At 27.8% G+C, this 22,479-nt stretch carries 28 protein-coding genes; 22 read left to right on the top strand and 6 right to left on the bottom strand.

Annotated elements, in window-relative coordinates; translation table 11 throughout:
- Positions 1-51 precede the first annotated feature (51 nt).
- The 9 genes from AB4Y15_RS00165 to AB4Y15_RS00205 all read left to right on the top strand — a co-directional run bounded on the left by AB4Y15_RS00165 (position 52) and on the right by AB4Y15_RS00205 (position 6,265).
- Positions 52-672: a 50S ribosomal protein L25 gene (locus AB4Y15_RS00165; RefSeq protein ID WP_427337680.1), complete on the top strand. Its 621-nt coding sequence runs from the start codon at positions 52-54 to the stop codon at positions 670-672.
- A gap of 243 nt (positions 673-915) precedes the next feature.
- On the top strand, positions 916-1,512 hold the full coding sequence (locus AB4Y15_RS00170; protein ID WP_427337681.1) for a 50S ribosomal protein L25: 597 nt from the start codon (positions 916-918) through the stop codon (positions 1,510-1,512).
- Positions 1,513-2,014: 502 nt separating this feature from the next.
- Entirely contained in the window at positions 2,015-2,695 is a 681-nt protein-coding gene (locus tag AB4Y15_RS00175; RefSeq protein ID WP_427337682.1) for a hypothetical protein, read from the top strand.
- 51 nt (positions 2,696-2,746) lie between these two features.
- Positions 2,747-2,944, top strand: coding sequence for a hypothetical protein (locus tag AB4Y15_RS00180; RefSeq protein WP_427337684.1), 198 nt, complete (start codon positions 2,747-2,749; stop codon positions 2,942-2,944).
- 524 nt (positions 2,945-3,468) lie between these two features.
- Complete coding sequence (locus tag AB4Y15_RS00185; protein ID WP_427337686.1) at positions 3,469-3,675, top strand: hypothetical protein; 207 nt, start codon at positions 3,469-3,471, stop codon at positions 3,673-3,675.
- Between the two features lie 6 nt (positions 3,676-3,681).
- Positions 3,682-4,197, top strand: coding sequence for a hypothetical protein (locus AB4Y15_RS00190; RefSeq protein ID WP_427337688.1), 516 nt, complete (start codon positions 3,682-3,684; stop codon positions 4,195-4,197).
- A 15-nt stretch (positions 4,198-4,212) separates the two neighbouring features.
- Positions 4,213-4,386, top strand: coding sequence for a hypothetical protein (locus tag AB4Y15_RS00195; RefSeq protein WP_427337689.1), 174 nt, complete (start codon positions 4,213-4,215; stop codon positions 4,384-4,386).
- Positions 4,387-4,598: 212 nt separating this feature from the next.
- Complete coding sequence (locus AB4Y15_RS00200; protein ID WP_427337690.1) at positions 4,599-5,321, top strand: LytR/AlgR family response regulator transcription factor; 723 nt, start codon at positions 4,599-4,601, stop codon at positions 5,319-5,321.
- Positions 5,322-5,752: 431 nt separating this feature from the next.
- The gene (locus AB4Y15_RS00205; protein ID WP_427337691.1) at positions 5,753-6,265 is read left to right on the top strand and encodes a hypothetical protein; all 513 of its coding nucleotides are present in this window, start codon (positions 5,753-5,755) and stop codon (positions 6,263-6,265) included.
- 375 nt (positions 6,266-6,640) lie between these two features.
- Here the strand turns inward: AB4Y15_RS00205 and AB4Y15_RS00210 are convergent, their stop codons facing one another.
- Both AB4Y15_RS00210 and AB4Y15_RS00215 read right to left on the bottom strand, forming a co-directional pair.
- Complete coding sequence (locus AB4Y15_RS00210; protein WP_427337692.1) at positions 6,641-7,762, bottom strand: YibE/F family protein; 1,122 nt, start codon at positions 7,760-7,762, stop codon at positions 6,641-6,643.
- Between the two features lie 54 nt (positions 7,763-7,816).
- Complete coding sequence (locus AB4Y15_RS00215; protein ID WP_427337693.1) at positions 7,817-9,316, bottom strand: alkaline phosphatase; 1,500 nt, start codon at positions 9,314-9,316, stop codon at positions 7,817-7,819.
- A gap of 291 nt (positions 9,317-9,607) precedes the next feature.
- Here AB4Y15_RS00215 and AB4Y15_RS00220 point away from each other — a divergent pair, with 291 nt between their 5' ends.
- From AB4Y15_RS00220 to AB4Y15_RS00235, 4 genes are read left to right on the top strand one after another with little or no spacing between them, the layout of a single operon-like run.
- A complete protein-coding gene (locus tag AB4Y15_RS00220) occupies positions 9,608-10,450 on the top strand; it encodes a fumarate hydratase (protein WP_427337694.1) in 843 nt (280 codons plus the stop codon).
- 52 nt (positions 10,451-10,502) lie between these two features.
- Positions 10,503-11,051, top strand: coding sequence for a Fe-S-containing hydro-lyase (locus tag AB4Y15_RS00225; RefSeq protein ID WP_427337695.1), 549 nt, complete (start codon positions 10,503-10,505; stop codon positions 11,049-11,051).
- 13 nt (positions 11,052-11,064) lie between these two features.
- A complete protein-coding gene (locus AB4Y15_RS00230; protein WP_427337696.1) occupies positions 11,065-12,219 on the top strand; it encodes an NAD(P)-dependent malic enzyme in 1,155 nt (384 codons plus the stop codon).
- Between the two features lie 27 nt (positions 12,220-12,246).
- Entirely contained in the window at positions 12,247-12,750 is a 504-nt protein-coding gene (locus AB4Y15_RS00235) for a DUF6106 family protein (protein ID WP_427337697.1), read from the top strand.
- Positions 12,751-12,800: 50 nt separating this feature from the next.
- On the opposite strand, the gene AB4Y15_RS00240 is transcribed toward AB4Y15_RS00235, so the two are convergent.
- Entirely contained in the window at positions 12,801-13,505 is a 705-nt protein-coding gene (locus AB4Y15_RS00240) for a diguanylate cyclase (protein ID WP_427337698.1), read from the bottom strand.
- 112 nt (positions 13,506-13,617) lie between these two features.
- Between AB4Y15_RS00240 and AB4Y15_RS00245 the strand changes: the two genes are divergently transcribed.
- Positions 13,618-13,863 (top strand): helix-turn-helix domain-containing protein, encoded by a 246-nt coding sequence (locus tag AB4Y15_RS00245; RefSeq protein ID WP_427337699.1) that lies wholly within the window; start codon positions 13,618-13,620, stop codon positions 13,861-13,863.
- A 151-nt stretch (positions 13,864-14,014) separates the two neighbouring features.
- Here the strand turns inward: AB4Y15_RS00245 and AB4Y15_RS00250 are convergent, their stop codons facing one another.
- Positions 14,015-15,226 (bottom strand): HD-GYP domain-containing protein, encoded by a 1,212-nt coding sequence (locus tag AB4Y15_RS00250; RefSeq protein ID WP_427337700.1) that lies wholly within the window; start codon positions 15,224-15,226, stop codon positions 14,015-14,017.
- Positions 15,227-15,402: 176 nt separating this feature from the next.
- Here AB4Y15_RS00250 and AB4Y15_RS00255 point away from each other — a divergent pair, with 176 nt between their 5' ends.
- From AB4Y15_RS00255 to AB4Y15_RS00285, 7 genes are all read left to right on the top strand, one after another.
- Positions 15,403-15,588 carry a sigma factor G inhibitor Gin gene (locus AB4Y15_RS00255; RefSeq protein WP_427337701.1) on the top strand — a complete coding sequence of 62 codons (186 nt, stop codon included), beginning with the start codon at positions 15,403-15,405 and terminating at the stop codon, positions 15,586-15,588.
- A gap of 116 nt (positions 15,589-15,704) precedes the next feature.
- Entirely contained in the window at positions 15,705-17,123 is a 1,419-nt protein-coding gene (locus AB4Y15_RS00260) for an aminotransferase class I/II-fold pyridoxal phosphate-dependent enzyme (protein WP_427337702.1), read from the top strand.
- A gap of 12 nt (positions 17,124-17,135) precedes the next feature.
- Positions 17,136-17,780: a dTMP kinase gene (gene tmk, locus AB4Y15_RS00265; protein ID WP_427337703.1), complete on the top strand. Its 645-nt coding sequence runs from the start codon at positions 17,136-17,138 to the stop codon at positions 17,778-17,780.
- A complete protein-coding gene (locus AB4Y15_RS00270; RefSeq protein ID WP_427337704.1) occupies positions 17,777-18,106 on the top strand; it encodes a cyclic di-AMP receptor DarA in 330 nt (109 codons plus the stop codon). Before tmk ends, AB4Y15_RS00270 begins: the two co-directional genes overlap by 4 nt.
- An 11-nt stretch (positions 18,107-18,117) precedes the next feature.
- Complete coding sequence (locus tag AB4Y15_RS00275; protein WP_427337706.1) at positions 18,118-18,567, top strand: YaaR family protein; 450 nt, start codon at positions 18,118-18,120, stop codon at positions 18,565-18,567.
- 14 nt (positions 18,568-18,581) lie between these two features.
- Complete coding sequence (holB, locus tag AB4Y15_RS00280) at positions 18,582-19,565, top strand: DNA polymerase III subunit delta' (protein WP_427337707.1); 984 nt, start codon at positions 18,582-18,584, stop codon at positions 19,563-19,565.
- A 5-nt stretch (positions 19,566-19,570) separates the two neighbouring features.
- Positions 19,571-20,410, top strand: a complete 840-nt coding sequence (locus AB4Y15_RS00285; RefSeq protein ID WP_427337708.1) for a PSP1 domain-containing protein — start codon at positions 19,571-19,573, stop codon at positions 20,408-20,410.
- Positions 20,411-20,420: 10 nt separating this feature from the next.
- On the opposite strand, the gene AB4Y15_RS00290 is transcribed toward AB4Y15_RS00285, so the two are convergent.
- A complete protein-coding gene (locus tag AB4Y15_RS00290; protein ID WP_427337710.1) occupies positions 20,421-21,155 on the bottom strand; it encodes a hypothetical protein in 735 nt (244 codons plus the stop codon).
- 2 nt (positions 21,156-21,157) lie between these two features.
- Positions 21,158-21,988, bottom strand: coding sequence for a 4Fe-4S binding protein (locus AB4Y15_RS00295; RefSeq protein WP_427337711.1), 831 nt, complete (start codon positions 21,986-21,988; stop codon positions 21,158-21,160).
- 282 nt (positions 21,989-22,270) lie between these two features.
- Between AB4Y15_RS00295 and fdxA the strand changes: the two genes are divergently transcribed.
- Positions 22,271-22,477, top strand: a complete 207-nt coding sequence (fdxA, locus tag AB4Y15_RS00300; protein ID WP_427338128.1) for a 4Fe-4S ferredoxin — start codon at positions 22,271-22,273, stop codon at positions 22,475-22,477.
- The last annotated feature ends 2 nt before the right edge of the window (positions 22,478-22,479 follow it).

Genomic DNA, 22,479 nt, shown 5'->3' on the forward strand with positions numbered 1-22,479 from the left:
TTTTTTGATTTAATATTATTAAAGAAATAATATATAAAAGGGGGATATGCTATGGCTGCACCAAAATTGAATGTAGAATTGAGGAACGAAGTTGGCAAAAGGTGTTCTATTAAATTGCGAAAGAATGGTTTTATACCAGGAGTAATTTATGGTCACAATAAAGAAACTAAAAGCATCAAACTAAATGAAGCTGAAGTTTCAAAGGTTTTAAACACAATAGGTTCTGGTTCTACAGTAAACTTAAATTTAAATGGAGAAATGATTCCAGCTATAATCAAAGAAGTACAAAAAGATATTATTAAAGGTAATTTATTGCATATAGATTTTCAGCAGCTTTCTGAAAATGAAGAAATTAAAGTTTTTGTTCCTGTAGTTTTATTAGGCAAGGGGAAAGTAGAGACTTCGACAACTATTATTCAACAGCAGATAATGGAATTAGAGATAAGATGTTTACCAAAATATATACCAAAATCTATAGAGATTGATGTATCAAATTTAAAATTTGGTGATTCTATTACAGTAGGGGACTTGAATTTAGGAGAAAATATAGAAATATTGCATGATGAAGATGAAGTCATAGCATCATTAACTGCAAATAGCAAGTATGAAGAACTTGAAGAGGATAAGGATGTACCTATTTATGAAAGTGATAAGAGTATATTAGATAAATAAACTTAAAGCGGCCTTTGGCCGCTTTAGTTTTTTTCACAAATTAGATTATTTATGAAAATAACGCTCATGCGGATGAATTTAGAAAAAACTAAATTCTTTCAAGCATTCGCTTTCATTTTCATAAAATATTTAAATAGATAAGTTTGTTAACAGTCTAAAGCGGCTTTTGGCCGCTTTTTTTCATGTTTAAAAAATATATTATTGGAGATAATGAGTAGAGAGAAAAACAAAGGAGGAGAAATTATGAATGATATACATATAAATTGCAACATAAGAAATGAAACAGGGAAAAATGCATGTCATAGAATTAGAAACAATGGCCAAATACCGGGAATTATATATGGGCGTAATTTTTCAAATTATAGCGTCCAATTTGATGCTAATGAGCTTAACAAAATAATTAAAGAATATGGAGAAAATGCACTGATTAATGTTGAAGTAGAAGGGAATACCTTTCCAGCAATGATAAAAGAAATACAAAGAGATCCAATTAAAGGCGATATAATTCATATCGATTTACAAAAGGTTTATGAAACAGAAAGAATACATGCTACAGTACCTATTGTGTTAAAAGGTAAAGAGTATGTAAAAAATATTGGAGTTATACAGCAGCAATTAAAAAATATAGAGATAGAATGTCTACCTACACAAGTACCAAAGAACATTACGATTGACATATCTAATCTTTTAACAGGCCATTCATTAAGAGTATCCGATGTAGAGTTTGGAGAAGAAATAAGTGTTTTAAACGATAAAAATGAAATAATAGTATCACTCGCATCTATGAAGAATGAAGATGATGAAGAAGTTGAAAATGAAGATGAGGTTAATTTAATATAAATCAACAAAGAAAAAACCTGTATCTAAGCTATATATAGTTTAGATACAGGTTTTTTTCAATTTTTTTCAAAAGCATAAAAATTATTAACAATGAAGATTATATTGAAATACATATAGGAATAAAACTAAAGTTTATTTGGTGCAAAGATATAAAACAATAAAGGCTAATTTTTGTTTTTGTTAAATAAATACCAAATACCACATTTTATCGACCACTTTTATAAAACTTATTGAAAAAATTTACAGAATTAATAAAATTTAAGATGAGAAAGTTATAAATAAGTGAATGAAAGGGTGAAAATTATGTTATATATAAGACCACCAAATTAAAATAATTTATTAGCAAATTGGCGTAGATAAGTTTTTTAGTAGAGTTAATATTAAAGTTGTTCAAAAAATAGTTTAGTATTTTAGCGTTAAATTTAGTATTAAATTTTTAATAATACAAATAAAAAAGAGGAATGGGTAAAAATAAAAGATTATAGAGGGAGGATGTAATAGTATGAAAAAAATGATGTTAATATTAACAATTTTCATTTTGGTTTTAGCTTGTACAGTAGGTGTTTATGCAGATTCTACTAATAATGAACAAGTTATAGACCTTAAAAAGAGTGATTTTAATGGATACCTTAAAGTAGAAGACGAACAGACAGTTGTAAGTAAAGTTTTAACTTTTGAAGAGCTTGTTGAAAGAATAGCTAAAGATAATAATATTTCAAAATTAGAAGCAACTAATGAAATAATTAGAAACTATGCTAAAAATAAAATTGGAATTAATAGTTTAAGTACAAATAACTTAAAAGCATTAATGTCTAATAAAACCTATAGAGTAATTAGTTCAAGATTTACGGTTACCTCTGTGTACAAGCCTAGTTTAGTTTTTTATTGTGAAACATCTGAAGGTGGTAGTTTTTGGGGAATAGTGAAAATATTATATGTAGGAATGAATAGAGAGTATAACGGCATTGTTAAACAATTTAATGGAACTGTTTATAGTAATTTAGAAAATGCCGGTAGGATTTTTTGGATTGTTAATGGAGATTTTTATGATAAAGGGACTACTACCTTTAGCGGTGGAGTTGATATTGGTATAGGAGAATCTGCTACTGTAAAATTCAACTTGTCTTATTCTAGTAACTATTATGCATATTGTTACGAAGAAGGTAGTTACAATATTAGATAATGAATCGATTATAATATTTAGATAATCTTACTCAGACTTGGGGGGCTAATTTTGAAAAAAGATTTAATTATTAGTTTTATTATAGGAGTTTTCATTATACTAATTCCAACAATAATTACAGGTCATACGTATAATACAAGCACTGCTATAGGAGGATTGTTATATAGTGAATTTATAATGCGAAATATTTCTTTTATAATTGGATTGCTGGTTATTTACGATGGGCTTAAAAATTATTTTAATAAATGATTTAATAGAATTTGTTGTTCAATATTTTAATGTTAAAAATCAAATGAAGTGTTTACAAAATAGCAATATAAGTAAAATAATTGTATTTTATTTAATAATAGGAGGTAGATGATATTACATCTGCCTCTTGTTAGATTATGTAAAAACATTAAAATTATAACAATGAAGATTATATTGAAATACATATAGAAACTAATAGAAACTAAAGTAAAACCATAAACTTGCCCTTGTTGCAAGGCTATAACTATTTAAAAGGTTTAATTTTGTTTTTGGGAAATACATACTAAATACCATATTTCATTGACCACTTTTGCAAAACTTATTGAAAAAATTTACAGAGTTAATAAAATTTAAGATGAAAAAGTTACAAATAAGTGAATGAAAGGGTTAAAATTATGTTATATATAAGACCACTAAATTAAAATAATTTGCTGGTAAATTGATGTTAAGAAAAGTTTCAATAATTATTTTTGTGATGTATGAAAAAATTCTATTATAAAAAACATAGAAAGGAATGATAGAAAATGAATAAAACTAAAAATTTATTTAGTTTTTTATTAGCATTATTTCTGATTGTTGCATCTTTTTCAGGAGTAGATGCTCAAAATGAATCAAAAATTTTGTCAGATGAAATAAAGAAAGAAATTATTGCTAATTTAATAGAATTAGGTGTTACGGATAAGTCAGTCCAATCCAATTTAATAAAAAAATTAGAACGTGGCGAAATATGAGACTGTATGAATGAAGATAAAGTATCTAAAATACCTCGAAGTTTGATTACACCTACTATACAAGATCCAGTTAAAAGATATGTTTTTGAGGATGGGTCTGTATTATTAGTAGAGATTTTTGGCGGAAATGCGAAGAAAAAACAAGTTAATAAAATTCATGATATGTTTGCTAATGATATGTTTATACCTGAAAATATAAGTGGTTCTGGTTATACAATAATAGAAGATCAAAGAGTATCAATAAAGAGAGGTCTAGTTGCAATAGGATTTACAATTGATTATTGTTATGTAAATGGAGGATATGATTATATAATAGATGTTCGTAAACCATATTGTAATGTTGTAGGAGGAACATATAGTGATTTGAATTTAAGTATAGTTAGAAAAAGAGAAACTGCTAGCTTACCTGCAGAAGCTGTGGCAAGTGCAAATGTTAGTTTTATTGGTGGTATAGCTGCTGGAGGCACTCATTTTTGTGTGTTTAAGCTGCAAAATGATAAATATGAAGTAACTTATTATTAACGAGGTAGATTCTCTATGAAATTAAAATATAGTAAAGTTGCTATATTATTTTTAATAACAATTTTAATTTTACTAACTTTTTTTACTAAAGCGTTAACTTTACCAAATAGTTATTTGATACAATTGGCAGCTATATTAGGGATTATTGTTATAATATTGATAATATTTAAAATAATAGTATATTATTAAGGTTTTATTAAACTTTTTGGCTGTTAAGAATAGAGCGTGAAGTTATTCAAGAATTAAATTCAAACATTGAAAAGGCTTGCAAAAAAGACACTTAAATTGTTAAGTGTCTTTTTTGCGCTTCAAAACTTATGCCATCAGAAGGAATTTAAGAAGATTTATAGAATAATTTAATTGCAAATAATGTTAAAATTTAACTTATGAGGTGGTTTTTTATGCAGTTAAATATAGCAGTTTGTGATGATGAACCACTACAAGTAGAGATAATTACTTCGTATTTAAAATCATTAGATATTAAATATAAAATAGAAATAATAAAAGCTTTAAGTGGAGAAGAGTTATTAAAGAAAATAGAAGCCAAAAAAATAGATGTAGCTTTTTTAGATATAGCGATGGAAAATATGAAAGGAATAGAATTGGGAATGGAAATAAGAAAAAAATATCAAGATTGTATTATAGTGTTTATAACTGGTTTTGAAAATTATGCCCTAGATGCATTTAATATAAAAGCTTTAAACTATATATTAAAGCCTGTTACAAAAAGTGAGTTTAATAAGTGTATGGAAGATATAATTTTAAGAATAGAAGAGAAAAGAGCCTTTAAAGAGAAAAATAGTGTCTTAAGTATTTATAACAAAAAAGGTGTGGTTAAGATAAAATATGAAGATATATATTATTTTGAAAAAATACTAAATAAAATAAAAGTGTATACGATAAAAGGAGAATATGAATACTATGGGACTTTAAAAGGACTAAAAAAAGAGCTGGATATGAATAACAGTTTTATACAATGTCATCAAGGATATATAGTAAATAAAGCAAAAATTGTAGAATTAAGAGATGGACAAATATATATAAAAGATATTAATAGATTTATACCTGTTAGCAGAAGGATGAAAATAAAGGTGAAAAAAATTTTAAAGGAGAACTTATTTTAGATTACAAAACTAATATGAGTATATGGATAATAGTAAAATACATACCAAATACCATATCTCATCGACTACTGTTGTAGAACTTATTGAAAAAATTTATAGAATTAATAAAATTTAAGATAAGAAAGTTTCAAATAAGTGCATGAAAGAGTGAAAATTATGTTATATATAAGACCACCAAATTAAAAATTTTGATGGTGGAGGTTTTGAAATAACTTATGGCATAGAAAAAGATGATACAACAACTAATGATGATTTCAAGACAGAAAGCTATATAGCTTTTCATGTTTTTTATGCTCCTAAGCCAGATTTTCCATTAGATACTCCTAAATAGTTTGCTGTTACTACGAATAAAACTTATTGTTCTGTAGATCTTGCAGATTATTAATTTTTAAAATTATTTGATTATATAGGGAAATAATTTAGGTGATTATATGAAAAAAATCAAATTAATAGCTATAGTATGTATATTATTATTACTTATAGTTATTCATACAAAAAATGAACAGTTAGGAAAAGAGTATTTGCGAACAATAAATATACTGACTCATATAGTAAAATCTATGATTGAAAATTTAGAAAGCGATAATCCGGATCCAGAATATCATCAGAAATTATTAGAGCAAATTCAAATTATAAATTATTTTTTAACTGCCCATGAAGATTTAGCGTTTTTAGATGAATCTATTTATTATATTTTTGATGACAGACAGTTTAATCAAATAAAGACTAAAGAGAAAATACTGCTTTTAAAAAGATTTTATAATAGTTTAGATTGGCTATCAAAAGAGATAGACTATTATAGCAAGTATTTTATTTCATTAGATTTTCATTTTCATGGAGAGGGTTTTATAAAGAATAAACCTGTTGCAACTTACTATTACTTAAATATCCGAAAAAGTGCAATTGAGGCTAAATTTAGAGAAATTTATAAAGATAAAGAATAAGTCGAAAACCTGTATCTAAATTATTATACAATTTAGATACAGGTTTTTTTCTGCAAGAACATGGGTTAACATTACTATAGAAAAAAGTAGAAAAAAATGATATAATGAAACAAAATCTCCGATTTTAATGAATTAAGGAAAATTTTGTTGAAATCCAATGTCAAAGTGTGGTGAAAAACAATGAGAATAGCTCTATTAATTCTTTTGTTAATTCCCTTTATAATGTTGCAAACCTATATAATAAAAGACATTTTAGAAGTAGCTAGAGAGAGTATAAAGCATAATTCTTATAGCAAGAATAATAGATTAAATAAATATAATTATTACAGACGTTCTAAGTTTAATAAAAATAACATAAGAGCAGTCAAATAATCGTCATCTTTCAGCTCCAGTTGTGAAAACCCATCCTGCAACTATAGCAGTAATAGGTGCTACTAAAACTAATCCTATACTACCCACAAGAGTCCTCATTATTTCTGCACTTACAATTTTTAAGTTTATTATTCTAATAAGACTTGAATTTTTAGTCATAAATAACATAAGTAAAGTTAAATATCCCCCAGAATAAGCTAATAAAAGAGTTGTTGTCATTGTACCAATCACTGCTCTACCAATATTGAAACCCGATTGAATTAATTCTCTTGTCTGTATGCCAGGTTTTTTAATCTTAATTTCTTCTATAGAAGCAGCAACATCCATAGCTATATCCATAGCTGCTCCAGAAGCACCAATTATAATTGCGGCGTAAAAAATATGTTTCATATTAAGATCAAGATGACCACTAAATACAAGAGTTTCTGCAAATGGTGAAGTCATTCCATAAAGAGATAATTTATTCCCAAAAAACACCGTTATTCCTATGGTAACAAATAGCCCACATATCGTTCCAATAAAGGCAGCTATGCCTTTTTTGGTAAACCCAGCTACGGAAAAAATTATTATAGCTGTCAATAACGTAAGTACTAATGAAGTAATAAATAAAGGCTCTTTTCCGCTTAACAGAGCTGGAATTAAAATATTCCATATTACAAATAGACTAGCTATGAAAGAAAACAATGCCTTTAATCCAGTAAACCTAGCATATAAAATTAAACATAGTATAAATACTGCAAATAAAATAAATTGCCAATCCTGTCTATAAATATCAATAGCTTTAACTCCTTTTATTTCCCCATCTTTTTCTAATATACTAACTATTATCTTATCTCCTATTTTGTAATAATTATCAAAATCTAGCTTTCCTACTAATTGATTTACTGCTTTTAATTTTTTTCCTCTATATTTTCCTTCTTTTATTTCAACTACTAATGACTGAAAACCTATTTTGGCTATTCCCGCTTGAATTACTTCAGAGTTATCAGTTTCGAAAACAATAGCTTTAACTTCAAATAGATTGCTATTTTGTTTATTTCCTGAAATTAAATCCTTTGTATTTATTATGGCAAATATAAGTAATATCAATCCTATAACAAACAATATAGGTATAGTTTTTTTCATCGGAAATCACCTCATATAAGAAAGAGTAATACAAAATAGCCAGGATAACCCCGGCTATTTTGATAATTCAACGCCCATTACACTTGCCAAAGTTCTTGCTATTTCAGTATTATCTTTAAATCCAGTGAATTTTTCTGCTCCTACACCAACTGCTGACATAGGTATTGATGTTCCTGAATGCGCAAAAGTTGTCCATTCTATATTTGCCCTTTCTGAAATTATATGAGTTGTAGCTATAGCTACAGGACCATAATAAGATGGACCATATTCTGAAATATCATATTTAGCTTTATTGTCTGCTAAATCCATAGCTTTAATGATTTTTGCCTTTTCTGCTTCAGTCAAATTATCTAATCCAAAATTTTCAGCAATATATTTAAAATATGCTTCTCTATTTCCATCATATTTTTTAGTTAATACATCTTCAACAGAAGCTTTAACGTCAAGAAGTTCATTTAATTTTAAAAAATAATTTTTAGCAAATCCTAATCCCATACCACCAGTTTCATGGTCTCCAACAACTACAATTAAAGTTTTATCTGGATGTTTTTTATAAAATTCATATGCTTCTTTAACGGCATCATCAAATGCTAAAACATCATATATAGCACCAACAGCATCATTTGCATGACATGCATGATCTATTCTTCCACCTTCAATCATAAAAAAGAATCCATTAGGATATTTTGATAAAACTTCTATACCCTTTTTAGTTATTTCTGCTATGCTTGGAACTTGATTATTTGTGTCATGAATTCTATCAATTTCATATGGTAAATGGGATAGTGTAAATGCAGCAAATACTTTTTCTTGTCCTTTTGGTGAATAATTTCTAAACCTATCAGACTGTTCTTTTCCATAAAACACTTTATATCCTCTATTAGCAAATTCTTTCATTAAATTTCTATTATCTTTTCTTTTTGAGCCATTCATACTTGGCATTTTATCAACCCAGCCTTGTGGTAGGAAATGTCTAGCTCCACCGCCAGCAAAAAATTCGACGTTGCTATCTAAAAAATCAACTGCAATCTCATTTTCATTACTTCTGTTTTCATTATGAGAGGCAAATACTGCTGGTGTTGCATGCGTTAATCTAGTTGTAGTAGCTATACCTGTAGCCATTCCCTTTTCTTCAGCTACTTCAATAAGAGTTTTTACATTTGTACCGTCAGGCAACTTTGATATTACGCCGTTATTAGTTTTATGTCCTGTAGCAAGTGCTGTTCCAGCAGCCGCTGAATCAGTTATCAATGAATTTGCAGAATATGTAGTATTAATCCCTGCAATAGGTAATTGATTAATTAATAATTTAGCAGATTTATCTCCAGTTTTTTCTTGTAAAAAATATTCTGCAATTTGTCTTTGAGCAGATCCTAATCCATCACCTATAAAATAAAATACATACTTTGGAGCTTTTTTTGTACTTGCTTCAGTTACAGTTGTCTTAAGCACTTTTGTACTACCTTTAGTACCTACCATACCATTAGCAGCTATTAAAATAATAATTAATACTGCTAACAGCATCTTTGAGAAACCTTTTTTCTTCTTAAACATTTTAAATCCTCCTTTTTTTATAATCCATAAGGAAATTATATGCCTTATTAAATTGGATAAATTCAAATATAATTTCCGTAACGGATATAAGCAAAATTTACCTTATACAATTTATTTAAATCGAAGATTTTGTTTAAATCATAATAATACTAATTTCAGAATATCAGTTAAATATTAACATATTATTAACTAAATGTTAATTTTATGTTTATCAACTAGCATATTACGAATTGAAATTAGATTGTTTTTTAATTAAAATAGATATAAGAATATTTTTGGAGATGACTTAAAATGAGAAAGATAAATGTAAGTGAGATAATAGATAAAGTTAAAGAAATGTGTATAAAGGCTAATTATGAATTAGGGGAAGATGTGCTGAGAAAGCTGCAAGATGCTAGAGATAAAGAACAATCTCCCATTGGAAAAGACATTCTGGACAAGTTAATATTAAATGCAAACATATCAAAAAATGAGCAAATGCCAATGTGTCAAGATACTGGAATGGCAGTTTTTTTTGTTGAAATAGGACAGGATGTATATATAGAAGGTGGGAATTTAACTGAAGCAATAAATGAAGGAGTTAGACAAGGTTATAAAGAGGGTTTTTTAAGAAAATCAGTAGTTAAAGACCCAATAATAAGAGAAAATACTATGGATAATACACCTGCAATAATACATTATGATTTAGTCGATGGAGATAAACTTAAAATAAGTTTTGCCCCAAAGGGATTTGGAAGTGAAAATATGTCTGGTTTAAAAATGTTAAAGCCGTCAGATGGGATTGAAGGCATCAAGAAATTTGTTTTAGATGTAGTAAAAAGTGCAGGTGCTAATCCTTGTCCTCCTATTGTCGTTGGTGTAGGTATCGGGGGAACAATGGAAAAAGCGTGTATATTAGCCAAGAAAGCTTTATTTAGAAAGTTAGGAGAATATAGTCCTATAAAGCATATAGAAAAATTAGAAAAAGAACTATTAGATGAGATAAATAAAACTGGAATAGGTCCTCAGGGATTAGGAGGAAATGTTACAGCTTTATCTGTAAATATAGAAGTTTTTCCTACTCATATCGCTGGATTACCTGTTGCAGTTAATATAAACTGTCATGCAGCAAGACATATAGAAGTAGAGCTATGAAATAGAAATTAGAATATAGGGAAATGCTATGAAGATAAGAAGGTGGATTTAATTGAAAGAAATAAAAATAACTACTCCATTAGATGATAATATTATAAAAAAATTAAATGCTGGAGATAGAGTATATATTACAGGTACTATTTATACTGCTAGAGATGCAGCACATAAAAGGATGGTAGACAGTTTAAAAAATGGCGAAGGATTGCCTTTTGATATAAATAATTCTATAATCTATTATGTTGGGCCATGTCCACCAAAACCAGGGCAAGTGATAGGATCAGCAGGACCTACTACAAGTTATAGAATGGATGATTATACTCCTATATTATTGAAAGTCGGATTAAAAGGAATGATAGGAAAAGGTAATAGGAGTAAAGATGTTATTGATTCAATAGTAGAAAATAATTGTGTGTACTTTGTTGCTATAGGAGGAGCAGGAGCTTTGATTTCAAGTTGTATTAAATCCTCAGAAATTATAGCTTATGAAGATTTGGGGGCAGAAGCTATAAGAAAACTTTATGTTGAGGATTTACCAGTTATAGTTGCTATAGATAGTAGAGGAAATAACTTGTATGATATAAACTTAAAAAATCAAAGATAGAAGGAGAAAGGTTATGAATATAGGTGAAAAATCTCTTAAATTACATGAAAAAACTAAAGGTAAGATTTCTATCAAATCAAAAGTTGATATTGTTGACAAAGAGAGTTTATCACTAGCATATACACCTGGAGTTGCAGAGCCTTGTAAACGTATAAAAGAAGATAAAAATAATATATATAAATATACATCTAAAGGTAATATGGTTGCTGTTGTAACAGATGGTAGTGCAGTTTTAGGGTTAGGAGATATAGGGGCAGATGCTGCATTACCTGTTATGGAAGGAAAAGCAATACTTTTTAAAGAATTTGCGGATATAGATAGTTTTCCGATTTGCATTAATTCTAAGGATATAGATACAATAGTTAATACTGTAAAACTTATAAGTTCATCCTTTGGAGGTATAAATCTTGAGGATATTTCAGCTCCAAGATGTTTTGAAATAGAGGAAAGGTTAAAAAAAGAACTAGATATTCCTGTATTTCATGATGATCAGCATGGTACAGCTATTGTAGTATTGGCAGGTCTTTTAAATAGTGCAAGGCTTTTAAAAAGGGAATTAAAGAGCTTCAAAATAGTTATTAATGGGGCAGGAGCTGCAGGAATAGCAATTTGTAAATTACTTTTAAAAGTAGGGATAAAAGATATAATTGTATGTGATAGTAAAGGAGCTATTTATAAAGGTAGAGAAGGTTTAAATTGGGTTAAAGAAGAAATTTCTCATATCACAAATCCAAGAGAAGAAAAGGGGCAGCTTAGAGATGTAATTAAGGACAAAGATGTATTTATAGGAGTGTCAGTACCAGGAGTTTTAACAGGAGATATGATTCAGAGTATGAATGATGACCCAATTATATTTGCTCTTTCTAATCCTGTACCAGAGATTATGCCTGATATTGCAAAAGAACATGGTGCAAAAATAGTTGCTACGGGTAGATCTGATTTTAGTAATCAGATAAATAATGTATTAGCTTTTCCTGGTATTTTTAGAGGAGCTTTAGATGCTAAGGCAAAATCTATAAATGATGATATGAAAATAGCAGCAGCTCATGCAATTGCATCTATTATAGAAGATGATGAATTAAATAGTGATTATATAATACCTAATCCATTTGATAAAAGAGTTGTAAAAAGAGTATCAGAAGCCGTAAAAAATATAATAAATGCTTAGAAAGTATGATATGAAAGGAAGAGAATTATGAGAAATGTCATAAAAGAGGTGATAACAAAAAAACCAAAACCTTTTTGGGAAGTTATTTTAATGATATTAATTTCTGTAATAGGTGTGAATTTTCTCATAACATTATGTAATAAATTAGGTGAAAAATATGCTGGTATTGCTAGTATTATCATATTAATACTTTCTATAGGTGTTTGTATATTTATAATAAAAAGGTTATTAGAATGCTACACTTATATTTTAGTAGATGATGAACTTCTATTTGAAAGAAGTGTTGGTAAGAAAAACAGTTTAATCTTGAAAGTTCCTATAGATGATATAAAAATTATAAAGCCTTATAGAGAGTTAAAAAATGATGAAAGCATTGCTTATACTTATAAATTTATCTGTGATAAGGAATATGATAAATTTTATTTTGGAGAATTTGAGAAGGAAGGTAAAAGATATAGATTTATCTTTAAACCAGGTGAAAGGTTATTAAAAGCTTTAGGTAACAAAGTTTTTAGTAATGTAGAAAGCTGAGGATATTAAAAATTCTCAGCTTTTTGTATAATTTTTTCTCTATATTAAATTTAAATTTTGTTTTTTTTTCTTTTATACATAAAATAGTCTGCTTTTTCAAAAGCCAACTGTAGATTATTAATACTATTTGTATTAGCAAATCCAAAGGTTACACTAATAGTGAAAGGAACTTTTTTACTTTTTAGCGAGATATTACGTTTAATTCTGTTTATTATTTTTTTAATTATATCATTTCCTACATTAGGAACTATAATTATAAATTCATCTCCACCATATCTTATTGGTATATCTTTTTTTCTTATAGATTCTTTAATAGATTGTGAAACTATTTTTATAGCTTTATCTCCTGAACTGTGTCCCCAATTATCATTTATACTTTTTAAATTATCCATATCTATTATTATAAGTCCATATGTTTTATATTTAGGGAAATTTAAAATACCGTTCTTAAAATGTTCCCAGAAATTTCTATTATGTAAATTAGTAAGAGAATCTATGTATGCAAGTTTCTTATAATAATCTATGTTGAATATATCTGCAGTTATTGAAATTAAATAAAATACATTATCCTTATGTAATATTTTTTTACTTGTTATTATATATTCTTTATATTTTATTTTATTTTGGTCTTTATCTTTACTTAAATTTAAAATATTAGAGTTTTTTACTAAAGAGTTATAGAATTCCGATTTTTCTGAATTACAGAATAAAATCCCTCCATTTTCACATAATAATAAAATAATGCCTTCTTTCATTTTCACATCCCCCAATAGACCTATTTTTGACTCATTGTTCTTTATTAGAACATAGTTTTCAAAAAAATAAAATACTCTTAAATTAAATAATGTTAAGAGGTGAATATTGTATATGAAACTAATAAACTATAAACAAGACAAAAATTTAATTGGTAAAAGATTGAAAATAGCACGTTTAAAAAATAATCTAACCCAACAGCAAGTTTCTATAAAATTACAAACTATGGGCGTATATATAGATAGAGCGAGTATATCAAAAATAGAACAATGTAAAAGGATAGTTACCGATTATGAATTAGTAGCTTTTTCTAAACTTTTAGGTGTCAGCGTAAATTGGCTGTTAGGTATTGAAAAATAATAAAGTTTGTTAATCCCTGGAGGGATTTATAAAATTTTTAGTTATTTTAGAGTAATACCATCCAAGTATTACTATAATTATTTATTAAAAAATTGTCAAGTTCTTGTATTTAAGGTAGTTTAATTATAAATATACTGCAAATTTAAAAGTATTATTTAGAAAAAACTTTATCAATATCGTTTACTATTGCAATATCAATACCTCCACTATTTGCTATTTGTCTCAAAATTTCTATAGCTTTATAGTGAGGCATAGGTTTACGATAAGGTCTTTCTTCAGTAAGTGCTTGATAAATATCTAAACAAGCCATAAGTCTTGAGTTAAAATCCAATTGTTTATTATTTTTTCCAAAAGGATATCCTGAACCATCTAATTTTTCATGGTGATTTGCTGCCCATTCAGTAATTTCTTTAAAACCGCTTATTTCGCTTAAAACTATTCTAGTATAATAAGTATGAGTTTTTATTATATCAAATTCTTTTTCTGTCAATTTACTATTTTTATCTAATATAGAATTAGGTATTGCTAGTTTTCCTAAATCGTGTAAATCTGCAGCGATAATTAATTTTAGTTTTTCTTCTCTATCTTTATTATAATAATCGCTCATTTCAGACACTTTTAAGCTTAATCCATATGAATGTTTAAGTGTAAATTTAGATTTAGAGTCTATAATTTTTGAGAAAACTCTTGTTATATCATGTATTTTTTTTAGATTCAAATTTTTACTAAATGAGGGTACATTAGACTTTAATGCTTTAATTATGTATTCATCTTTCAAATCCAGCCAAAAGCTGGTGTTTTTACTGACTTTCAGAAATATATTAACTAACTTACTAGAGAATAGTTTGTTCTCATTAGCCTTTACGAAGGATAGTACTTCATTTCTATTTTTAAAATATGAATTTTTCAAGTCAAATTTTAAGTCTAATGTATCAGCTAAGGAAATTATTTGAGACATTAAAGGAATACTATCTTCTTTTTTGCCAAAAAAACCGCTTCCATCATAATTTTCATGATGATATAAAATTACACCTTCAACATTAGTCAAGAATGGGTAATTTTTCAAATTTTCTTCAGATATAATACAGTGCTTTCTACAGCTTTCAATACTGTTTAATATATCTACATTCCTATTTTGAAGGGTATCGTGTATGGCTTTTTCACTTATACTGTTATCATGTAAAAGGGCTAGCGATACTAAATCGAAAATTTCTTCTGGTTGCATTCCCATTTCTTCAGCCATTTTTAAAGAGATGTATGCAACTCTTTTTGAGTGATTTAAAGGTACTCCAAGTATGTCAGTTTCAATGAAATCTAATGCCCATGATACAGCGAGTAAAAATTCATTTAGATTAAATTCCATTGTATTCCCCCTTAAATTATACTAATTATGTTTCTATTATAACATTTATTAGTTTTTATAAAGTGATAAATGATATTAAATAATACAAGGTAATGACGAACTTTTGGCATGCTTTACGAATAAAATATTAAAAAAGGGTAAAAATCTAGTTAATAATTATTTAAGGGGATGGTAAAATGGACCTAAAAATATGTAAAATGTGCAATAAGTTAGATTATAATGGGATAGATTTATTAGGAGTACATATATGCAAAGAATGTGAATACGATATTATTAACATAGATGTTAAAGATATAAAATATGAATATTACAAGACGATAATTAAACATATTTGGATAGAATATTTAATAGGTTCAAATTAAATTTTATTGACATGGGTTTATTCATTCCATGTCTTTTTGTTTTGTATAGATTAGATTATAATACAGATAAAGGAGAAAAATAGTATTAGTAGAATTTATACATTAGGAGGAACTTTATGAGAGTGCCTATTATAGAAGGATTAGACCATTATATTAATAAAAATAAAACGAGATTTCATATGCCAGGGCATAAAGGTAAAAAAGCTTTGATAGATTGGGCAAATTTAATTCCTCAAATAGACGTTACTGAGATTGAAGGAACAGATAATTTACACTCACCTAATTCAATAATACTAGAGAGTCTTAAGTTAGCTTCTAAAACATTTAAGACAAAAAGAACTTACTACTCAGTTAATGGTACTACTGGTGGTATTTATGCTGCAATAATGTCATCTACCAAACCAGGCGATAAAATTTTAATCCAGAGAAACTGTCATAAATCGGTATATAATGCTATAATATTAGGAAAATTAAATCCGATATATATATATCCTAACTATAATAGTGAGTATAATATAGTTACTGATATAAATCCTGATGATATAGAAAAAGCACTTTTAAAACATAGTGATATTAAAGCTGTTGTTATAACAAATCCTTCATATTTTGGTGTATGTAGTGATGTAGAGAGCATAGCTAAAATAGTACATAAATATAATAAAATTTTAATAGTAGATGAAGCGCATGGCAGTCATCTTATATTTAGCAACAAACTACCTAAATCTGCCATTGAATCTGGTGCAGATATAGTTTTACAGAGTACACATAAGACTTTGCCTGCATTTACACAATCATCTATGATTCATGTATGCAGCAATAGAGTTGATTTAGAAAGACTAGAAACAATGCTTACAATTCATATGACTACAAGCCCTTCTTATATTTTAATGTCTTCGCTTGATTTTGCTAGAGCTTATATGGCTAAGGAAGGTAAGCAAAAACTGAATACTTTAATAGAAAATATAGAGGAAATTACGTCTTTTATGAATAACATTGAGGGAGTTGAAGTCTTTAATAACAGAGATAAAAAAGTATGTTTTGATTTTGATATAACTAAAATATTGATTAATCTTACGGGTATAAACATAAATGGAAGTAGATTAGAGGAAATTTTAAGTAGAGATTATGATATACAGGTAGAGATGTCTGATATTTATTATGTATTAGCATTGACTACAGTTTTTGATGAATATGAAGATCTAGAAAAATTGGCATTAGCTATTGAAGATATAGCCAAAAAAGAAGTTTATAGAGCAGATAAAGTGGACAAAGTAGATTTTAAATATATTAAACCAAAAACAAGAACTTCTATTTATGATGCTTTTTATAGTGAAGTAGAAAATATTTTAATTACTAAGAGTATTGGTAGAATATCAGCTAATTTTGTTATACCTTATCCACCAGGGATACCGATATTATGTCCAGGAGAAGAAATTACAGAAAGTATAGTAGAATATATTAATTATTTAAAAACGATGAAAATACAAATTTTAGGTCTTAGTAAAGATATGAATGAAATTAAGATTATAAAGTAAAGGATGGTACAAATGAGAGGAATATTTATTACAATAGAGGGTCCAGACGGGTCAGGTAAGAGTACACAAATAAGGTTACTAGAGGAATATTTAAAAGATAAAGGCTATAATGTAGTAGTAACTAGAGAACCTGGTGGAACTAGAATTAGTGAGGATATAAGAAAGGTTATTTTAGATACATCTAATACAAATATGTCGCCACATACAGAAGCTTTACTATATGCAGCATCTAGGGCGCAACATGTATATGAAACTATTTTACCAGCTTTAAGAAAAGGGAAAATAGTTATATGTGATAGATTTGTAGATTCTAGTTTAGTGTATCAAGGTTTTGCTAGAGGATTAGGAATTGAGAAAATTAAAGAAATAAATGATTTTGCAACAGAAGGGCTTGAGCCTGATATTACTTTATTTTTTGATATAGATGTAGATGTTGCTTTAAAGAGAATAGGAAATAGAACTACAAGAGATAGACTTGATAAGGAGAATGTAGAATTTCATAGAAAAGTGTATGAGGGATATATGAAGATCAGAGAAATGTATTCGCATAGGATAGAAGTAATTAATGCAGCTTGTGATATTGAAAATACATTTAAACAGGTAAAAAATGTAATAGATAGACTGTTAGAATTAAACGAAAAGGAGGTGTTAAGATGAAACTTATTATAGCAATAGTTCAGGATGAAGATGCTCCTAAATTAATAGATGTTCTTATGGAAAATAATTATGGTATTACTAAATTAGCATCTACAGGAGGATTTCTAAAATCAGGTAACACTACACTACTGATAGGTGTCGAAAAAGAAAAGGTTGATGAAGTTATTAAAATCATAAAGGAGCTTTGTCATTCAAGAAAGCAAGTTACAACTTCTCCTTCACTTACAACTGTATCTTCAGGAGTTTACGTGCCGTATCCTGTTGAGGTTCAAGTTGGTGGTGCAACAATATTTGTAGTTGATGTAGACCGTTTTGAAAAGATATAGGAGGATTTTTTATGAAAATAAGTGATATATCCGGTAAAAACGGCAAAACGCTTAACAAAATTAATGAAGTTAGTAATAAAAGTGATGTTAATAGAATAAAATTTAGTCAATCTCTAAAGATTATGGAAGGGCTAAATAAAAAAGAAAGATTAGATTTGCTGCTAAAGCAGATAGACAAGCAGGCAGAGAGATTATCTAAAAAGATAGATATAGGTGAGTTGATAGCTTATAAAAAATTAGTTTCACAATTTATGAAAGAAGCTTTGGAATCTATGGTTAAATTTAGTAAAAATAGTTTTCTTGATAGAAGAGGAAGGCATAGGATTTATGCTATAATAAAGAAAGTAGACAAAGAACTTGAGAAGTTAACGGAAGATGTATTGAAAAAGGAAAAAGACAATCTAAATATATTAAAAAGACTTGACGATATTAGGGGACTTATTTTAGATATTTATCTGTAGTTGGAGGATAAAGTATGGATTTTAATGATATAATAGGGCATGAACAAAATATTTCAAAGCTTCAAAATGCAATTAGAAATGATAGTGTAGCTCATGGTTACCTTTTTGAAGGACCTAAATCTATGGGTAAAAAGAAACTTGCTTTTGTCTTTGCTAAAACTCTGTTATGTGAAAAAAAAGGCATAGAGCCATGCAATAAATGTTCATCATGTCTTAAATTCGATTCAGGAAATCATCCAGATTTTGATATAATAAATCCTGAAGGGAATTCTATAAAAAGAGAACAAATAGAAAAATTACTTCATTCTATCAGAATGTTGCCTTATGAGGGTATAAGAAGAGTATATGTTATAGAAGATGCATATAAAATGACTCAGGAGGCACAAAATAGTTTTCTTAAGACTTTGGAAGAGCCACCTGAATATGCAGTCATTATACTTATAACTGATAATAGTAAGAGCCTTTTGCCTACTATAGTTTCAAGATGTCAAGGAATAAAGTTTTCATATGTTGAGAACGAAAAGATAGAGAAATTATTAGTGAACAAGTATGGTTGTTCTAGGGAAGAAGCAAGTTTTATAGCTTCATTTTCAAACGGGATAGTAGGAAAGGCTGTTAAATTAATACAATCTGAAGAATTTAGAAAATTAAGAGAGGATATTATTTCTGCTATAGATGATATTATTTACTCAGACAAATTTAGAATATTTAGTTTGAGTCAAATTTTTGTTGAGAATAAGGAAAATATAGAAGAGATATTGGATTTATTAACAATTTGGTTTAGAGATATTATGATTATTAAAGCAACAGGAGATACTAGATTTATAATGAATAAAGATAAAATAGAGCTTATATATAAGCATAGTAATACTCTGTCAATGGAAAAAGTAAGTGATATAATAGAAAATATTGAAAAAACTAAAGAAGATATAACTTCTAATGTTAATTTTCAGCTGGCTATTGAAGTTATGCTTCTAAAAGTGCAGCAGGAGGTATAGTTTTTATGGTTACTGTAGTAGGAGTTAGATTCAAAAAGGCTGGCAAGATATATTATTTTGATCCAGCTGAATTAGAAATTAAGAAAAATGATTATGTGATTGTTGAAACAGTTAGAGGTGTAGAATTTGGGCAGGTTGTAGTAGGACCGAAAGAAGTGAGTGAAGAAGAAATAATTTCTCCTTTAAAGCCTGTAATAAGAGTAGCAACTGAAGAAGATATAGAAAAGCATTATGAAAATAAGGAAAAAGAAAATATTGCTTTTGATATATGCTTAAAAAAAATAGAAGAACATGGTTTAGAAATGAAACTAATAGATGTTGAATATACATTTGACAACAATAAGGTTATATTCTATTTTACAGCTGATGGTAGAGTTGATTTTAGAGAACTTGTAAGAGATTTGGCTTCAGTATTTAGAACTAGAATTGAATTAAGGCAAATCGGAGTAAGAGATGAAGCTAAAATGATAGGAGGACTTGGGCCTTGTGGAAGGGCTATGTGTTGTGCTAGCTTTTTAGGTGAGTTTGAACCTGTTTCTATAAAAATGGCAAAAGAACAGAATTTATCATTAAATCCAACTAAGATTTCAGGAATTTGTGGTAGGCTTATGTGTTGTTTAAAATATGAGCACGAGACTTATGAAAAATCATTAGAAAAGCTGCCTGAAATTGGAGCTTTAGTTGTTACTCCAAAGGGGAATGGTATAGTTATAGAAACTAATACATTACTAGAGTCAGTAAAGGTTAAAGTTAAACAAGGGGACACAGAAGAAATATTTTTATTTTCAGTTGATGAAATTGAAGTTGTAAATGAAGATGAAGAAGATAAAGATAAAGAGGTCTAAAATGACCTCCTTATTTATTTGATTTATTTAATTCTGCTTGTAAAAGTTCTTTTATTTCGGAAAATTCAATACCTTCATTATTACAAAAGTCTCTTATTGTAATACTTGTGCTAGGGATTTTATTTTTTATTATGTCTTCAATGGTTTCTTTATCTAATCCCCAATCTAATAGTTCTTTAAAAGTAGTTTTACCTTTTATAATGTATTCATTTTCGCTACTATCTTCACTTACTTTTGTTTGTGTTTCAATTGGAGATGTAATATCAACTTTATGATTTTCAATATAATCTAATTCTTTTTCATTAAGAGTTCCTAAAGATTTCAGTAAGTCAACTGCATTTTTAGGTAAATAAGTATTTTCTTCTGGTTCATAAGGCAATCCTTTGTATAAGGCTACAAATAGTTTCACCGAATCACTACCTATTTCTATACCTTCATCTAGCTGATTACTAAAAATATTTTCTAAATCTTTGCTTTTAAAAGAAGAAATATCATCTATATTTTCAAGATGAAAGGCAAATTGTAATTTATCAATGGGAATTTCAAATAAAGTACTGATATCTTGAAAAGTATATGAACCTCTTATATCTGCTGGATTATATTGACCTTTAAATTCACCTTCTTTAAATCTTGCAGGTATTTTAGCAGATTCAGTTTGCCACAAGTTTAAATATGATGTTGTTAATATACCACCAAATAATATAATAAAAATTGTTAAACCAAGCGAGTAGGACTTAATTTTCATTATTATTTGCCTCCTTTCGTAGATAATTCTACAGTTGATGGTATAGGACAATTATTTTCAGATGTACATTCTAAACATGTTATACATTGATGATTTTTTACAACTTGATTTTTTGCAACTTCTATATTCATAGGACAAACTTTAGAACATACATTGCAGTTTACACATGTTTTAGAGTTTCTTCTGACTTTAAATATCCTGAAAAAGTTAAATATCCCTAGTAAAGCTCCATATGGGCAGGCATATTTACACCAAGGTCTTTCTACGAATAAAGAAAGTATTAAAGTTAAAATAAGAACTAATATACCGCCTATAGCTGCTTCGCCGCTCCAGAAATTAAATAAAGCATAATAAGGGTCAATATTAGAAAAGACTAATTTACCAGAAACTGCTGTCATATATAGTACCCAAGCTAAGACTCCATATCTTAAAAATCTGAGATATTTGTCTATCTTATATGGGATAAAACGATTATATTTTTTTCTGAATATTTTTTTGCCGATTTTGCCGAACCATTCTTGTATTGAACCAAGTGGGCATATCCAACCGCAGAATACAGGTCCAAATAGTAGTGCTAATAATAAAACTAGTAACATGAGAATAAAAGAAGATGTATGTATTTTTTTAACGAAAGTTCCAACAGTTATGAATTGGTATATTGAAACTACACCTCCAAATGGGCATAATGCATGGAGTGAAGCGTTAGAAAAAAGTGGGATATTTATATTTGATTCACTTAGCGTATGATTTATACTAATAATTGCTATTATTATGAAAAATAAAATTTGAACAATAATGCGAGGTTTAATTTTGGTTAATTTCTTTTTTTTCATTTTATCAACTCCCATTTTCATATTTTTAATTTAATTATAGAATCGTTTTGTGACAATTTTATGACATTACTGTGGAAAAACATTGACGTTAATCTATGTTAAAAATAATAAAAGTACTTTTATAAAACAATAATAAATGTTAAAATAAAGGAGAACACTACTTATAGTGTTATATCGATTACGATATTCATCTTGACTTTTTGTAAATCAAGATGAATATTGGTAAAGTTTCAGAAGAATCTGCTTATAAAAAACCTCGGACTTTATGTTCAGAGGAAGAAGTTGAGATTCTTTTATTCCCAGAAGGAGGTGAACCTAATGGCTTACAAAATTACAGATGCTTGCATCAGCTGTGGAGCATGCGAGCCAGAGTGTCCTGTAAATGTTATTAGTCCAGGAGAAGATAAATATGTAATTGATGCAGATGGTTGCATTGAGTGCGGTGCTTGCGCAAATGTATGTCCAGTAGATGCACCAGTACAAGAATAATT

The sequence above is a fragment of the Caloranaerobacter longqiensis genome, assembly GCF_050286925.1.
Lineage (GTDB): Bacteria > Bacillota > Clostridia > Tissierellales > Thermohalobacteraceae > Caloranaerobacter.

Excerpts from the sequence above, each read along its gene's own strand:
- AB4Y15_RS00165 (WP_427337680.1), top strand. The coding sequence starts at position 52 with ATGGCTGCACCAAAATTGAATGTAGAATTGAGGAACGAAGTTGGCAAA.
- AB4Y15_RS00170 (WP_427337681.1), top strand. The coding sequence starts at position 916 with ATGAATGATATACATATAAATTGCAACATAAGAAATGAAACAGGGAAA.
- AB4Y15_RS00175 (WP_427337682.1), top strand. The coding sequence starts at position 2,015 with ATGAAAAAAATGATGTTAATATTAACAATTTTCATTTTGGTTTTAGCT.
- AB4Y15_RS00185 (WP_427337686.1), top strand. The coding sequence starts at position 3,469 with ATGAATAAAACTAAAAATTTATTTAGTTTTTTATTAGCATTATTTCTG.
- AB4Y15_RS00190 (WP_427337688.1), top strand. The coding sequence starts at position 3,682 with ATGAATGAAGATAAAGTATCTAAAATACCTCGAAGTTTGATTACACCT.
- AB4Y15_RS00195 (WP_427337689.1), top strand. The coding sequence starts at position 4,213 with ATGAAATTAAAATATAGTAAAGTTGCTATATTATTTTTAATAACAATT.
- AB4Y15_RS00200 (WP_427337690.1), top strand. The coding sequence starts at position 4,599 with ATGCAGTTAAATATAGCAGTTTGTGATGATGAACCACTACAAGTAGAG.
- AB4Y15_RS00205 (WP_427337691.1), top strand. The coding sequence starts at position 5,753 with ATGAAAAAAATCAAATTAATAGCTATAGTATGTATATTATTATTACTT.
- AB4Y15_RS00210 (WP_427337692.1), bottom strand. The coding sequence starts at position 7,762 with ATGAAAAAAACTATACCTATATTGTTTGTTATAGGATTGATATTACTT.
- AB4Y15_RS00215 (WP_427337693.1), bottom strand. The coding sequence starts at position 9,316 with ATGTTTAAGAAGAAAAAAGGTTTCTCAAAGATGCTGTTAGCAGTATTA.
- AB4Y15_RS00220 (WP_427337694.1), top strand. The coding sequence starts at position 9,608 with ATGAGAAAGATAAATGTAAGTGAGATAATAGATAAAGTTAAAGAAATG.
- AB4Y15_RS00230 (WP_427337696.1), top strand. The coding sequence starts at position 11,065 with ATGAATATAGGTGAAAAATCTCTTAAATTACATGAAAAAACTAAAGGT.
- AB4Y15_RS00235 (WP_427337697.1), top strand. The coding sequence starts at position 12,247 with ATGAGAAATGTCATAAAAGAGGTGATAACAAAAAAACCAAAACCTTTT.
- AB4Y15_RS00240 (WP_427337698.1), bottom strand. The coding sequence starts at position 13,505 with ATGAAAGAAGGCATTATTTTATTATTATGTGAAAATGGAGGGATTTTA.
- AB4Y15_RS00245 (WP_427337699.1), top strand. The coding sequence starts at position 13,618 with ATGAAACTAATAAACTATAAACAAGACAAAAATTTAATTGGTAAAAGA.
- AB4Y15_RS00250 (WP_427337700.1), bottom strand. The coding sequence starts at position 15,226 with ATGGAATTTAATCTAAATGAATTTTTACTCGCTGTATCATGGGCATTA.
- AB4Y15_RS00255 (WP_427337701.1), top strand. The coding sequence starts at position 15,403 with ATGGACCTAAAAATATGTAAAATGTGCAATAAGTTAGATTATAATGGG.
- AB4Y15_RS00260 (WP_427337702.1), top strand. The coding sequence starts at position 15,705 with ATGAGAGTGCCTATTATAGAAGGATTAGACCATTATATTAATAAAAAT.
- tmk (WP_427337703.1), top strand. The coding sequence starts at position 17,136 with ATGAGAGGAATATTTATTACAATAGAGGGTCCAGACGGGTCAGGTAAG.
- AB4Y15_RS00270 (WP_427337704.1), top strand. The coding sequence starts at position 17,777 with ATGAAACTTATTATAGCAATAGTTCAGGATGAAGATGCTCCTAAATTA.
- AB4Y15_RS00275 (WP_427337706.1), top strand. The coding sequence starts at position 18,118 with ATGAAAATAAGTGATATATCCGGTAAAAACGGCAAAACGCTTAACAAA.
- holB (WP_427337707.1), top strand. The coding sequence starts at position 18,582 with ATGGATTTTAATGATATAATAGGGCATGAACAAAATATTTCAAAGCTT.
- AB4Y15_RS00285 (WP_427337708.1), top strand. The coding sequence starts at position 19,571 with ATGGTTACTGTAGTAGGAGTTAGATTCAAAAAGGCTGGCAAGATATAT.
- AB4Y15_RS00290 (WP_427337710.1), bottom strand. The coding sequence starts at position 21,155 with ATGAAAATTAAGTCCTACTCGCTTGGTTTAACAATTTTTATTATATTA.
- AB4Y15_RS00295 (WP_427337711.1), bottom strand. The coding sequence starts at position 21,988 with ATGAAAAAAAAGAAATTAACCAAAATTAAACCTCGCATTATTGTTCAA.